Consider the following 12,346-nt stretch of genomic DNA (forward strand, 5'->3'; position numbering starts at 1 on the left):
GTTTGCTCACGAAGTCGTTAGAGCGCCCCTTTGCGCGCCGCTGTCAACCGTCAGCGCCGGCTTCCCTCCGCTGCTGAGAGGCGCAGCATTAGGACAGCCAGAGCTCCAGCGTGCCGCGCCGGGGCGGCGCGCCATACCGGCGGAAGTCCTGGGCCCGGGGAGCGACGCCGACCGCGCCTTCGACGGCGCGGCTCAGGGCGCCGAGCGAACCCCGATCGGCGTCATAGAAGTAGCGCATCGCGTCCTGGCGCACCGGGAAGGGCACGCCGCGGATGCCGGCGACTGCGACGCCCTCGCGCTCGAGCTCCGCCGCGACCGCGCGCGCCCGGGCGATGGCGCGGGCGTCCGACGCGCGCACATGGATGAACACTCGCACTGATCCCACGGCTTCGGCCGTCAGCGGAGCGTCGACAATCGCGGCCGAGCGGGCGGGCTCATCACGCTCTGTGGAGACGCGGGCGACCGTCGGTTCCTGATCCGTCCGCGCGGCTCGCGCGACCGGCGCTTCGCCGGCCTCGTCGGCGGGCGCTTCCGCGACGTTCGGTTCGGCCTCGTCTGATCGGGCCGGGGCTTCCGCCTGCGCTGCGGGCTGCTCTGGGGCCGAGAGCGGCGCTGCGAGCTCGGCGACCTCGCGTTTCAGAGCGTCGCGCTGGCGCTCCAGCTCGGCCAGTTCACGCTCCACGACCGCCTTGCGCGCGGCGTCGTCGAGGCGCTTCGCCTCACGCCGGGCCGCTTCGTCCGCCGCTCGCTCGCGCTCGGCGTCCAGAGCGGCGTTCTTCTGTTCGGTGGCAGGCGCGGCGGCGGTTTTCGCCGGGGCGGGCGACGCGTCGCGCTCAATCAAACTCGAGCCGGCGTAGGCCGCGGCCAGCGACGTCGCGCTTACGACGCCGAGGACAAGCGCGACGCGTCTAAGGCGACGACCGGCCGTCGTAGCGGAGCGCCGGCGCAACGGGTCGCCGCCCATGGTGGTTGCAGGAACGCGGCTCTGGCCTTTCACGCTGTTGGACATGCTCGTGCTCCGGGGCTTTCGGCCCGCTCGTCTCGCCCTTTCCTTTGATATAGGACGCGCGAGTCCCACGCCGAGCCCCTGCCGTCGATCAAAGACCCGACGCGCAGCGCTCCGCGAGCCGCTCGAGGAAGCGTTCGAGCGCAACCAGCTGGGAGACCTCGAGGAATTCGTCGGTCGTATGCGCCTGGGCGATCGAGCCCGGCCCGCAGACGACCGTCGGCACGCCCGCGCGCTGAAAATGTCCGGCCTCGGTGCCGTAGGACACGGCGAAGGAGCGGTTTTGGCCCGCGAGCGCGAAAGCGAGCGTTTCTGCGGGAGACCCTGGCTCGGGCGCGAGCTCCGGCACCACGACCAGCGCGGTCGTCACCACGTCGGCCTCGGGCGCCGTGTCGCGCAGCGAGGGAAGCACGTGACGGCGCGCGAAGTCGGCGAGCCGCGCGGGCGGTCCCGCGCCGTCGAAGCCCGGAAGCCCGCGGAAGCCCCAAGAGATGCGGCAGCGCTCCGGTACGATATTGCTCGCCTCGCCGCCTTGCACGAGGCCCACCGTGATGGTGCTCTCCGCGGGCGTGAAGCGGCCGGAGGGGTCGCCGTCCATGGCGAGGGCCTCGCGCATGTGGTCGAGCTCGACGAGCAGCTTTCCCGCGGCCAGCACGGCGTTGGCTCCGAGCTGCGGCATGCTGGCGTGCGACGATCGCCCGGTCACGACGGTATCGAAGGCGTAGACGCTCTTGTGCGCGTCGACGACCGTCATCTCGGTCGGCTCGCCCACGAGGCAAAGCTTCGGCCTCGGCAGATCGACGCCGAACCGCGCGATCGTCCCCTCCACGCCGATGCAGCCGACCTCCTCGTCGTAGGAGAAGATCAGGTGGATCGGGGTCGCGAGGTCCGCCGCCAGAAAGCGCGGGACTGCCGCAAGCACGCCCGCGAGATAGCCCTTCATGTCGCAGGCCCCGCGGCCGTAGAGCCGGCCGTCGCGCTCCACCAGAGTGAAGGGGTCCGAGGTCCACCGCTGGCCCGCCGCCGGCACCACGTCGGTGTGGCCCGAGAGCAGGACGCCGGAGCCGTCCGCCGGACCGATGGTGGCGAACAGCGCCGCTTTCGTCCCGGTCGCGTCCGGCGTCCGCACGGAGGCGACGCCGACGGAGGCCAGCAACGCCTCGACGTAGCCGATCAGAGGCAGGTTCGATTTCGAGCTGACGGTGTCGAAGGCGACAAGGCGCGCGAGGATCTCGCGCGCGTCCGGAAAGGCGGCTGTCATGGCCGCGAGGTCAGTGCAGGGTGCGGACGGCGTGCGGACTTTCCAGCGCGAAGGCCGGGATCGCCACCTCGAACGGCTGACCGGCGTCGGTCTGCATCTGGTAGGCGCCGACCATGATGCCGGACGGCGTCGGAAGAGGCGCGCCGCTGGTGTAGGTGTAGGACTGGCCCGGCGGCAGAAGCGGCTGCTCGCCGACGACGCCAGGCCCCCGCACCTCTTCGGTGCGGCCGCGGCCGTCGATGATGCGCCAATGCCGCGCGACCAACCGCACCGTCTCCTCGCCCTCGTTCACGATCTCGACTGTATAGGCGAAGACGTAGCGCTCCTCTTCCGGCGCGGACTCGCCGGGCATGTAGCGCGGTTGCACGGTCACGCGGATGGCCCGCGTCACCGCGGTCCAGCTGTGGTCGTCGTTCGATTCCAAGGGCGCGGACGTGCTCATTCCCGCAGCATAAGCTCCCACGCGCGCAGGCCGTCAACTGTCCCGCCGTCGCGGGCGCGGTCCAGGCGCTCCCCGGTCACGTTTTCGGCATCAGGCATACAGAACGCCACTTCGCGACGAACGGATACCCCCTCCTCCCTTGATCGCCATGTTGCGGTCACATTTACTGACGCTCGCGAACCGCCAGGAGCCGGAAACCGGCCAAGAAGGAGCGGACGCGAGGGAAACGCCAGGATAAGCGCAACCGCGCTCATCCGAACCGCTGCGAGGGGGCCGCCGGCCCTGTCGTCGCGTCAGGGGAGGACCACATGACCGAAACGACCGACGCCCGAGATGCGCCCGAAGCCGGGCGCAGTCGGCGGCGCTTTCTCGCCGCCGGCGCAGCCGCCGTGGCTGGCGGCGTCGCGGCCCCCTCCGTGGTGAGGGCGCAAGCCGCGGTGCGGCTTAAGTTCCAGTCGACTTGGCCGAACAAGGACATCTTCCACGAGTTCGGGTCGGACTTCGTCAAGCGCGTCAACGAGATGGGCGCCGGACGGATCCAGCTCGAACTGCTGCAAGCGGGTGCCGTGGTGCCGGCGTTCCAGCTCCTGGACGCGGTCAACGCGGGCATCCTCGACGGCGGCCACGGCGTCTCGGCGTACTGGTACGGTAAGAACAAGGCCTTCTCCCTGTTCGGCACCGCGCCGCCCTTCGGCTGGAACGCCAACCAGCTGCTCGGCTGGATCAACTACGGCGGCGGCCAGCAGCTCTACGACGAACTCGTTCAGGGCGTCCTGAAGCTCAACGTGAAGGGCTTCCTCTCCGGACCGATGCCGTCGCAGCCGCTCGGCTGGTTCAAGAAGGAGATCAAGACCGCCGACGACCTCAAGGGCATCAAGTACCGCACGGTCGGGCTGTCGGCCGACGTGTTCAAGGAGATGGGCACCGGCGTCACCATCCTTCCGGGCGGCGAGATCGTGCCCGCGATCGACCGCGGCCTGATCGACGGCGCCGAGTTCAACAACCCGTCTTCGGACAAGGTGCTGGGCTTCGCCGACGTCTCCAAGATCTACATGGTCCAGAGCTACCATCAGGCGCTCGAGAGCTTCGAGATCCTGTTCAACAAGCGCAAGTTCGACGGGCTGCCGGCCGAAGTGCAGGCGATCATCAAGTACGCCGCCGAAGCCGCCTCGGCCGACATGTCGTGGAAGGCGCAGGACCGCTACTCGAAGGACCTCCAGGCCCTGAAGGACGCCGGCGTGAAGGTGCTGCCGACCCCGCGGCCGGTGCTGGAGGCTCAGCTCGCCGCCTGGGACAAGGTGATCGCCGCCCAGACAGACCCCTTCTTCCTCAAGGTCATCGAGAGCCAGAAGGCCTGGGTCAAGCGCGTGGTCGGTTTCACGCAGGAGTACGAGGTCGAGACCAAGCTCGCCTACGAGCACTTCTTCAAACAGGCCTGACGGCCTTGATCGCGGCCGGCCTCCGGGCCGGCCGCGCCGTTTCCGTGGCGCTCCGCCTCCGGCCGAAGGCATGTCTCATGCAGTCCTATCTCCTCGCCGTGGACCGCTTCAACGCGGCCGTGGGCAAGCTGTTCGCGTGGTCGATCGTCGTCCTCACCTTCGTCATCGTGTTCGAGGTGGCGTCACGCCGCATCATGGGCGCGCCGACCACCTGGGCCTTTGACGCGAGCTACATGCTCTACGGCCTGCTGTTCATGATGGCCGGCGCCTACACGCTGTCGCGCAACGGCCATGTCCGCGGCGACTTCCTCTACCGGCAGTGGACGCCGCGCACCCAGGCCGGGCTCGACCTCGTCCTGTACATCCTGTTCTTCTTCCCCGGCATTCTGGCGATGGTCTACGCCGGCTGGGTGTTCTTCGACCTGTCCTACCAGACCGGCGAAACCAGCTCGTTCTCGCCCGACGGACTGAAGCTCTGGCCCTTCAAGCTCGTCATCCCCGTGACCGGCGTGCTGATGACGCTGCAGGGAGTCGTCGAGGTCATGCGCTGCGTGATCTGCCTGCGGACCGGGGACTGGCCGCAGCGGCTCAGCGACGTGGAGGAGACGGAGCAACTGATCCTCGCCGAGGCCGCGGCCAACAAGGTCGCGGTCGAACCGTCCAAGATCGAGCTCGACGAGGCCAAGATATGATCTCGGATCCCATGATGGGCGTGATCATGCTCGCCCTCTTCGTCGTGCTCCTGCTTCTAGGGTTCCCCATCGCCTTCACGCTGATGGCGCTCGGCGTCGGCTTCGGCTTCTACGCCATGGGCGACACCGTGTTTCAGCTGTTCGTGCAGCGCGCCTACAGCGTGATGTCGAGCGACGTGCTGATCTCGGTGCCGCTGTTCCTGTTCATGGGCTACCTCGTCGAGCGCGCGAACATCCTCGACCGGCTGTTCCGCTCAATCCAGCTCGCCGCGGGCGGCCTGCCCGGCTCGCTTGCGATCGCGACGCTCGCGACCTGCGCGCTGTTCGCGACCGCGACCGGGATCGTCGGCGCGGTGGTGACGCTGATGGGCCTGCTCGCCTTCCCCGCCATGCTGAGGGCCGGCTACGACACGAAGCTCTCGGCCGGCGTCGTCTGCGCCGGCGGTTGCCTCGGCATTTTGATCCCGCCGAGCGTGATGCTGATCCTCTACGGCGCGACCGCAGGCGTCTCGGTGGTGAAGCTCTACGCCGCCGCGTTCTTCCCCGGCCTCATGCTGGCCGGGCTTTACATGCTCTATGTGGTGATCCGCGTGCTGATCACGCCGTCGCTCGCGCCCAAGCTTCCGCCGTCGGAACGCGCCGCCTCCTACTGGGCGGTGATGTGGGCGCTCGCCACCTCGTTCCTGCCGCTCGCGCTGCTGATCTCGGGCGTGCTCGGGGCGATCATCGGCGGCTTCGCCACGCCGTCGGAAGCCGCCGCCGTCGGCGCGCTCGGCGCCATGGTGCTCGCCGTGGCCTACCGGCAGCTCACCTTCAAGAAGCTGCAGGAGAGCGTCTACCTCACCGCCCGCGCCTCGGCGATGGTGTGCTGGCTGTTCGTCGGGTCGTTCGTGTTTTCGGCGGTGTTCGCCTATCTCGGCGGACAGTCCGTGGTCGAAAACTTCATCATCGGCCTCGATCTGACGCCGATCCAGTTCCTGCTGCTGACCCAGGTCATCATCTTTGTGCTCGGCTGGCCGCTGGAGTGGACCGAGATCATCGTGATCTTCCTGCCCATCTTCCTGCCGCTGCTCAGCCACTTCAACATCGACCCGCTGTTCTTTGGCATCCTGGTGGCTTTGAACATACAGACGTCGTTCCTGTCGCCGCCGGTCGCCATGGCGCCGTTCTACCTCAAAGGCGTCGCGCCGAAACACGTCACGATCAACGAGATCTTCTCAGGCGTCATGCCGTTCCTTGTGATCGTGATCTTCTCGATGGTGCTGTACTACACCTTCCCCGCGATCGGCCTGTGGCTGCCGAACTACATGTACGGAGGCGGGGCGAACTGAGGGCGGCCAGCCCTCCCACCCGGCCGACGCCGCAGGGCGGCGGCCGGGCCGCCGATCTCGTCGCGCCGCCGCCTGACGTGGCTCGTCAGGCGCGCCGGATCCGGCCGTCGGGGCCGGCGAGGCTTCGGAGATAGGCGTCGGCTTCGACGATGTCGGCCGCGGTCTCCTTGCGCGCAAGCGCGCCGTCGCCGCGCGCGATGGCGTCGACGATCGCGGCGTGCCGGTCGGTGCCCTTCAGCGTCAGCACATAGTCCGGCACGACGAGCGACAGCACGGGGCCGGCCCTCAGCCACAGGTTCTCGATGATCCCCGAGAGGATGGGGACCTCGGCGAGCGCATAGACGCTGAAGTGGAAGCGCCGGTGAAGATCGAGATAGGTCGCGAAATCCTGCGCGCGGATGACGGCGCGCATGGCGTCGAGCTGCGTCGCCAGGTTGGCCGACTCGCGCCGGCCCGCTCGGGTCGCGGCCTCGAACGCCGCCCTCCCCTCGAGCTCGGTTCGCACCATGGTGATGTGCGCCAGGGCGTCGATCTTCACGTCCGGCACCACGGCCGCCCCGCGCGGCCCGAGCTCCAGCACGCCGAGCGCGACCAGGCGGGAGACGGCGTCGCGCACCGGCGTGACGGAGACGCCGAAGGTCTCGGCCAGGTGCCGCAACGTCAGGGTTGAGCCCGGCGCGAAGCGGCCGCCGAGCAGCGCGTCGCGCAGCTGGGTGTGCGCCAGCTCGCCCAAAGGCTCCCGCTCGATCCGCCGCAGCGCGACCTCACCCGCCATGTCTCGCATCCTCCGACTGATCTCTCCGGCCACGGTAGCCCCGCTTCGCGGCTCCGCGAACCCGGCGACGCACGCGACCGCCGCTTGACAGCTCCATTTTATCGATGTTTGTTATAACAAACAACAAGACCTAGGGAAACGCCATGATCCTTTCACGCCGCTCGCTTCTCGCGGGACTGGCCGGCGCCGCAGCCCTCGCGGGGTCCGGCGCCTCGATCCGGTCCGCCCATGCCCAGGCCTTTCCGGCGCGCGAGGTGACGCTGATCGTGCCGTGGAACGCGGGCGGCTCCAACGACATCGCCGCGCGGATCCTGCAGCCCATGCTGCAGCAGGACGGCATGCGGATCATCGTCGAGAACATGCCCGGGGCGACCGGCGCGATCGGGATGCGGCGCGTCGCGAGCGCCGATCCGGACGGCTACACCCTCGGCATGGGCACCAGTTCGACGCTCGCCGTCATCGCGCAGGGCCTGGCGCCGCTGAAGAACGAGCAGTTCACCCATCTCGCGCGCGTCTCCACCGATCCGCTGATGCTGCTGGTGGCGACCTCGTCGCCCCACAAGACGATCGAGGACTTCCTCGCCTTCATGGGCAAGGACCGCGTGGCGACGATCGGCACGCCGGGCAACAACAACCTCAACCACATCTTCGCCGAGATGACCGCGCGCGCGGCGAAAGCCTCCTACACCAACGTGCCCTACCCCGGCGGCGCGAAGGTGATCGCCGACCTCTCCGGCGGCCAGATCGACGCGGCCGTGCTCAAGCCCTCGGAAAGTCTCGGACAGATCCGCAGCGGCTATGTCCGGCCGCTCGGCGTGTTCGCGAACGAGCGGCTCGCCGTCTTCCCGGACCTGCCGACGTTCAAGGAGCGCGGCTTCGACGTGTTCCCCTATGGCCCGCTGGTGCAGATGGCCTACCTCGTCGCCCCGGCCGGCCTCCCCGAGGCCACGCGCTCGGACCTGATCGCGCGGCTCCGCAAGGCGATCCAGAGCGACGCCTTCAAGACCTTCGGCAAGGACAACGGCTTCCTGGTCGACGATCTCACCGGCGACGCCCTGACGAAGGAGGTCATGGAGGTCCAGACCTCGCTCAACGCGGTCGCAAGCCAGGTCTTCAAGGCCGCCGCGAAGTAATCCGCGTTCGTCCTCAATCGCGGAAGCGGCCGAGGGCCGTCGATCCGCACTGCTCCGGCGTTCCCGCCTGAAAGGCTTCGAGCTTCGTGTCCAAGGTCAAAAAAGTCACCTCCCACGTCATCGCGGCCCCGGTGGAGCAGCCCTTCACCTCCTCGCGCGGCTGGCTCTACAAGACGCGCGGGACCTGCCTCGTCGAGATCGAGACCGACGACGGCGTCGTCGGCTGGGGCGAGTGCTACGGTCCGTCCGCCGTCGCCAAGGCCTTCATCGACACGCAGCTCGGGCCGCGGATCATCGGCCGCGACCCGTTCGACGTGGAGGTCGTCTGGGAGGACCTCTACAACCGGATCAAGGACTACGGCCCCAAGGGCATGTCGATCGCCGCCATCAGCGGCATCGACATCGCGCTGTGGGACATCGTCGGGAAAAGCTGTGGGAAACCTGTTCACAAGCTGATCGGCGGCGCGTTCCGCACCGAGGTCCAGTCCTACGCCACAGGCCTCTACTTCATCGACTTCGACAACCTGATCGGCGAGGCGGTCGAGGAGGCGGAAGGCTACGTCCGGGACGGCTTCACCGCGATCAAGATGAAGATCGGCCTCGGCTCCGTCGCCAAGGACTTCGAGCGCGTGAAGGCGGTGCGCGACGCGATCGGGTCGGACATCCGCCTGATGGTCGACGCCAACCACTGCTTCTCGGTGCCGACCGCGATCCGTCTCGGACGCAAGCTCGAGGAACTCGACATCGAGTGGTTCGAGGAGCCGATCTCGCCCGAGGACATCGACGGCTACGTCGAGGTCAGCCGAGCGCTCGACATGGCCGTCGCGGGCGGCGAGAACGAGTTCACCCGCTGGGGCTTCAAGGACGCGATCGTGCGCAAGGCGATGGACATCGTGCAGCCGGACGTCTGCGCCGCCGGCGGCATCACGGAATGCAAGAAGATCGCGACGCTCGCCTCCGCGCACGGCGTGGAATGCGTGCCGCACGCCTGGGGGTCGGCGGTGGGCCTCGCCGCCACGCTGCACTTCCTCGCGGCGATCCCCGACCAGCCGCCGAGCCTGTTCCCGGCGCCTCCCTTGCTCGAGTTCGAGCAGTGCGAGAACCCGTTCCGGGACCATCTCGCCAAGGAGCCGATCGTGCAGGTCCGCGGCGTGGTGCAGATCCCGACGGCGCCGGGCCTCGGCGTGGACGTGGACCGGTCGATCATCGACAAGTATCGCGTGGCTTGACCCATGCGCTTCGTCACCTTCCGCGACGCGCATGGCGTCCGCGCCGGCGTTCTGCTCGACGAGCGCGAGGCCGTGCTCGACCTTCGCCACGCTTCCATGGCGGAGGCGCTCGGGGGTCTCGCGCCTGAGGTCGCCGACTTCGTGGCGGAGGGCCTCGCCGCGGTCGCCGCGCGGATCGCCGTCGCGACTCCCGCGCCCGAGGCGGTCCTGCCTCTCGCCGGGGTGACGCTGCTCGCGCCCTTCACGCCCCGCCGCATCTTCGGGATCGCGCACAACTACGTCTGCGCGTTGAAGGAACGCGGCATGCCGCATCCCGCGCGGCCCCCGCTGTTCATGAAGTCGCCGGACACGGTCGTCGGGCCGGGCGAGGCGGTCGCGCTGCCGGCCGGCGTCGGCGGCTGCACCTATGAGGCCGAGCTCGCCGTGGTCATCGGGCGTCGCGCCTCCCGGGTGTCCGCGGAGGAGGCGCGGGCCCATGTGGCCGGCTACGCGGCGTTCAACGACGTGAGCGCGAGTCAGCTGATCCGCGCGGACGGCTCGTTCGACCGCGGCAAGAACATCAGAACCTTCGGCCCGTTCGGACCCTATCTCGCGACCGTCGACGAGATCCCCGATCCCCACGCGCTCCCCGTGACGCTCACGGTCGACGGCGTCACCCGCCAGAGCGGGACCACCGCCGACCTGCTCTTCGACGTCGACCAGCTGATCGCGATCCTGTCGCAGGACGGTCCGCTGGAGCCGGGCGACGTGATCGCGACCGGCACCCCGGCCGGGGTCGCGCCGGTCCAGACCCCGCCGACCTGGCTCACGCCCGGCGCCGTCATGCGCGCGAGCGTCGCTGGACTTGGCGTTCTCGAAAACCCCGTCGTGGAAGGCGCCCCCTGGAATGGCTGACGTCGATCCGGCCGGCCGGCCGAAGCTGCTTCTGACCAACGCCGTCCACCCGGACGCGGAGGCCCTGCTCGCCGCGGCCGCCGAGCTTGTCGTCGCCCCGGACGTCGCCCCCGATACGCTGCGCCGGCTCGCCGGCGACGTCGACGGCATCGTGGTGCGGGCGAAGCTCCCCGACGACATCGTCGCCCATGCGCCCCGGCTGAAGGGCATCGTGCGCCATGGCGTAGGGCTCGACTTCATTCCGGTGGCGGCTGCGACGGCTGCGGGCGTCCCGGTCGCGAACCTCCCCGGCAGCAACACGCAGGCGGTCGCGGAGTATGTCATCGGCGCGCTGCTCGCGCTGCGGCGGCCGCTGGCGGGGCTCGACGCCACGCTGCGTCGCGACGGCTGGGCGGCGGCGCGCCCGCTCGCCGACGGGACCGGCGAGATCGCGGGTTCGACGCTCGGGATCCTCGGCGTCGGCGAGATCGGCCGCCGCGTGGCGGCGATCGCCCGGAACGGCTTCGGGATGCGGGTGCTCGGCGCGTCGCGGACGCTCGCGAACCTCCCCGAGGGCGTGGAGCCCGTCGCCATCGACCGGCTGTTCGCGGATAGCGACGCCGTCGTCATCGCCTGCCCGCTCAACGAAACCACCCGCGGGCTGGTCGACGCGCGTCTGATCAGCCTGATGAAGCCCGGCGCTCTTCTGGTCAACGTCGCCCGCGCCGCCGTGGTCGACACCGCGGCGCTGGTCGCGGCGCTCCACGAGGGCCGGATCGGCGGCGCGGCCGTGGACGTCCACGACGTCCAGCCGCTCGCGCCCGACGCCGCGATTCTTGGGGCCCCGAACGTGCTGGCGACGCCCCACGTGGCGGGCGTCACCGCGACCAGCCTGCGCGCCATGAGCATGGGCGCGGCGGAGGAGATGCTCCGCATCCTCGCCGGGGAGCGCCCCAGGAACCTCGTCAATCCGGACTGCTACGGCGCGGTCCGCGCGTAATCCTCCGAAAGGCCCGCCCCCATGAAGATCCGATCGATCCGCGCCGTGCCCGTGTCCTACCGCGTGCCGGAGGGCCAGAACGTTACGCTCGGCATCGGGCGAGCCGTGAAGCGCGACGCGGTGCTGCTGAAGGTCGAGACCGACGAGGGGCTCGTGGGCTGGGGCGAGGCCCATCACGGCCGCTGCCCCGGCGCGGTCGCGAAGCTCATCGACACGACGCTGTCCGAGCTGGTGCTGGGCATGGACGCGCTCGACGTCGTCGCGGTCTGGGCGCGCGTCTATAAGATGCAGCTCGCGAGCCACGGCATGGGCGCCGCCGCGGCCCTCGCGCTGTCCGGCCTCGATCTCGCCCTTTGGGACATCCGCGGAAAGGCCTGCGGCTGGCCGCTCTACCGGCTGCTGGGCGGCGCGTCCCGCTCGATCAAGGCCTACGCCGGCGGGATCTCGCTCGGCTGGCAGGACCCGGCCTCGCTCGCGGAAGAAGCGCAGGGCTACGTGGCGGAGGGCTACAAGGCGCTGAAGCTCCGGGTCGGCGACACGCCCTCCCGCGATGTCGCCCGCGCCCGCGCCGTTCGGTCGGCGGTCGGCCCCGACATCGACATCCTGGTGGACGCCAACACCGGCTACACCCTCGACGACGTCCGCCGCGTCATGCCCGCCTATGACGAGCTGGCGATCGGCTGGCTCGAGGAGCCGTTCTCGCCCCACGACTATCGGGCCTACATCCAGGCCGCGAAGCTCGGTCGGACGCCCCTCGCCGCCGGCGAGAACCACTTCACCCGGTTCGAGTTCAGCCGTCTGCTGGAGGACGGCGCGGTGTCCTTCGTGCAGCCGGACCTGTCCAAGACCGGCGGCCTGACCGAGTCGCTGCGCATCGCGGCCATGGCGTCGGCCCAGCGGATCACGGTCAACCCGCACACCTCCGCCACCGGCATCAACATGGCGGCGACGATCCACATGCTGGCGGCGGTCGACAACCCCGGCTACTTCGAGGGCGACGTCGCCAAGGCGAATCCCTTCCGCGACGAGATCGGCGGGACGCCTTACGTCATCGGCGCGGACGGCGGCGTCCGCCCGCAGGAGAAGCCGGGCCTCGGCCTCGAGATCGACGAAGCCTTCATCGCCGCGCACCCGCTGATCGAGGGCCCCTGCTACGTCTGACGAT

12 protein-coding genes are annotated in these 12,346 nt (G+C 69.6%); 8 read left to right on the forward strand and 4 right to left on the reverse strand.

Annotated features, from left to right (window positions below; genetic code table 11):
* Nucleotides 1-88 precede the first annotated feature (88 nt).
* The 3 genes from METY_RS10210 to apaG all read right to left on the reverse strand — a co-directional run bounded on the left by METY_RS10210 (nucleotide 89) and on the right by apaG (nucleotide 2,709).
* Entirely contained in the window at nucleotides 89-1,009 is a 921-nt protein-coding gene (locus METY_RS10210; RefSeq protein WP_146035704.1) for a hypothetical protein, read from the reverse strand.
* An 88-nt stretch (nucleotides 1,010-1,097) separates the two neighbouring features.
* Nucleotides 1,098-2,267 (reverse strand): acetylornithine deacetylase, encoded by a 1,170-nt coding sequence (argE, locus tag METY_RS10215; protein WP_103121280.1) that lies wholly within the window; start codon nucleotides 2,265-2,267, stop codon nucleotides 1,098-1,100.
* A gap of 10 nt (nucleotides 2,268-2,277) precedes the next feature.
* Nucleotides 2,278-2,709, reverse strand: coding sequence for a Co2+/Mg2+ efflux protein ApaG (gene apaG, locus METY_RS10220; RefSeq protein WP_020187030.1), 432 nt, complete (start codon nucleotides 2,707-2,709; stop codon nucleotides 2,278-2,280).
* A 308-nt stretch (nucleotides 2,710-3,017) separates the two neighbouring features.
* Between apaG and METY_RS10225 the strand changes: the two genes are divergently transcribed.
* From METY_RS10225 to METY_RS10235, 3 genes are all read left to right on the forward strand, one after another.
* A complete protein-coding gene (locus METY_RS10225; RefSeq protein ID WP_103121281.1) occupies nucleotides 3,018-4,148 on the forward strand; it encodes a TRAP transporter substrate-binding protein in 1,131 nt (376 codons plus the stop codon).
* A gap of 77 nt (nucleotides 4,149-4,225) precedes the next feature.
* Nucleotides 4,226-4,840 carry a TRAP transporter small permease subunit gene (locus tag METY_RS10230; protein WP_103121354.1) on the forward strand — a complete coding sequence of 205 codons (615 nt, stop codon included), beginning with the start codon at nucleotides 4,226-4,228 and terminating at the stop codon, nucleotides 4,838-4,840.
* Nucleotides 4,837-6,171: a TRAP transporter large permease gene (locus METY_RS10235; protein WP_103121282.1), complete on the forward strand. Its 1,335-nt coding sequence runs from the start codon at nucleotides 4,837-4,839 to the stop codon at nucleotides 6,169-6,171. The genes METY_RS10230 and METY_RS10235 overlap by 4 nt, the downstream gene beginning before the upstream one ends.
* Before the next feature lie 85 nt (nucleotides 6,172-6,256).
* Here the strand turns inward: METY_RS10235 and METY_RS10240 are convergent, their stop codons facing one another.
* Nucleotides 6,257-6,946, reverse strand: a complete 690-nt coding sequence (locus METY_RS10240) for a GntR family transcriptional regulator (protein ID WP_160147340.1) — start codon at nucleotides 6,944-6,946, stop codon at nucleotides 6,257-6,259.
* 143 nt (nucleotides 6,947-7,089) lie between these two features.
* On the opposite strand from METY_RS10240, the gene METY_RS10245 reads away from it, so the two are divergent.
* The 5 genes from METY_RS10245 to METY_RS10265 all read left to right on the forward strand — a co-directional run bounded on the left by METY_RS10245 (nucleotide 7,090) and on the right by METY_RS10265 (nucleotide 12,342).
* The gene (locus tag METY_RS10245; protein ID WP_103121284.1) at nucleotides 7,090-8,079 is read left to right on the forward strand and encodes a Bug family tripartite tricarboxylate transporter substrate binding protein; all 990 of its coding nucleotides are present in this window, start codon (nucleotides 7,090-7,092) and stop codon (nucleotides 8,077-8,079) included.
* Between the two features lie 86 nt (nucleotides 8,080-8,165).
* Nucleotides 8,166-9,308 (forward strand): mandelate racemase/muconate lactonizing enzyme family protein, encoded by a 1,143-nt coding sequence (locus tag METY_RS10250; RefSeq protein ID WP_103121285.1) that lies wholly within the window; start codon nucleotides 8,166-8,168, stop codon nucleotides 9,306-9,308.
* A gap of 3 nt (nucleotides 9,309-9,311) precedes the next feature.
* Nucleotides 9,312-10,202, forward strand: coding sequence for a fumarylacetoacetate hydrolase family protein (locus tag METY_RS10255; protein ID WP_103121286.1), 891 nt, complete (start codon nucleotides 9,312-9,314; stop codon nucleotides 10,200-10,202).
* The gene (locus METY_RS10260; protein WP_103121287.1) at nucleotides 10,195-11,181 is read left to right on the forward strand and encodes an NAD(P)-dependent oxidoreductase; all 987 of its coding nucleotides are present in this window, start codon (nucleotides 10,195-10,197) and stop codon (nucleotides 11,179-11,181) included. Before METY_RS10255 ends, METY_RS10260 begins: the two co-directional genes overlap by 8 nt.
* A 21-nt stretch (nucleotides 11,182-11,202) precedes the next feature.
* Nucleotides 11,203-12,342: a mandelate racemase/muconate lactonizing enzyme family protein gene (locus METY_RS10265; RefSeq protein WP_103121288.1), complete on the forward strand. Its 1,140-nt coding sequence runs from the start codon at nucleotides 11,203-11,205 to the stop codon at nucleotides 12,340-12,342.
* Nucleotides 12,343-12,346 lie beyond the last annotated feature (4 nt).

This window comes from Methylopila sp. Yamaguchi (assembly GCF_002897035.1).
Lineage (GTDB): Bacteria > Pseudomonadota > Alphaproteobacteria > Rhizobiales > Methylopilaceae > Methylopila.

Coding starts and splice junctions, on each gene's coding strand:
- METY_RS10210 (WP_146035704.1), bottom strand. CDS start 1,009: ATGTCCAACAGCGTGAAAGGCCAGAGCCGCGTTCCTGCAACCACCATG.
- argE (WP_103121280.1), bottom strand. CDS start 2,267: ATGACAGCCGCCTTTCCGGACGCGCGCGAGATCCTCGCGCGCCTTGTC.
- apaG (WP_020187030.1), bottom strand. CDS start 2,709: ATGAGCACGTCCGCGCCCTTGGAATCGAACGACGACCACAGCTGGACC.
- METY_RS10225 (WP_103121281.1), top strand. CDS start 3,018: ATGACCGAAACGACCGACGCCCGAGATGCGCCCGAAGCCGGGCGCAGT.
- METY_RS10230 (WP_103121354.1), top strand. CDS start 4,226: ATGCAGTCCTATCTCCTCGCCGTGGACCGCTTCAACGCGGCCGTGGGC.
- METY_RS10235 (WP_103121282.1), top strand. CDS start 4,837: ATGATCTCGGATCCCATGATGGGCGTGATCATGCTCGCCCTCTTCGTC.
- METY_RS10240 (WP_160147340.1), bottom strand. CDS start 6,946: ATGGCGGGTGAGGTCGCGCTGCGGCGGATCGAGCGGGAGCCTTTGGGC.
- METY_RS10245 (WP_103121284.1), top strand. CDS start 7,090: ATGATCCTTTCACGCCGCTCGCTTCTCGCGGGACTGGCCGGCGCCGCA.
- METY_RS10255 (WP_103121286.1), top strand. CDS start 9,312: ATGCGCTTCGTCACCTTCCGCGACGCGCATGGCGTCCGCGCCGGCGTT.
- METY_RS10260 (WP_103121287.1), top strand. CDS start 10,195: ATGGCTGACGTCGATCCGGCCGGCCGGCCGAAGCTGCTTCTGACCAAC.
- METY_RS10265 (WP_103121288.1), top strand. CDS start 11,203: ATGAAGATCCGATCGATCCGCGCCGTGCCCGTGTCCTACCGCGTGCCG.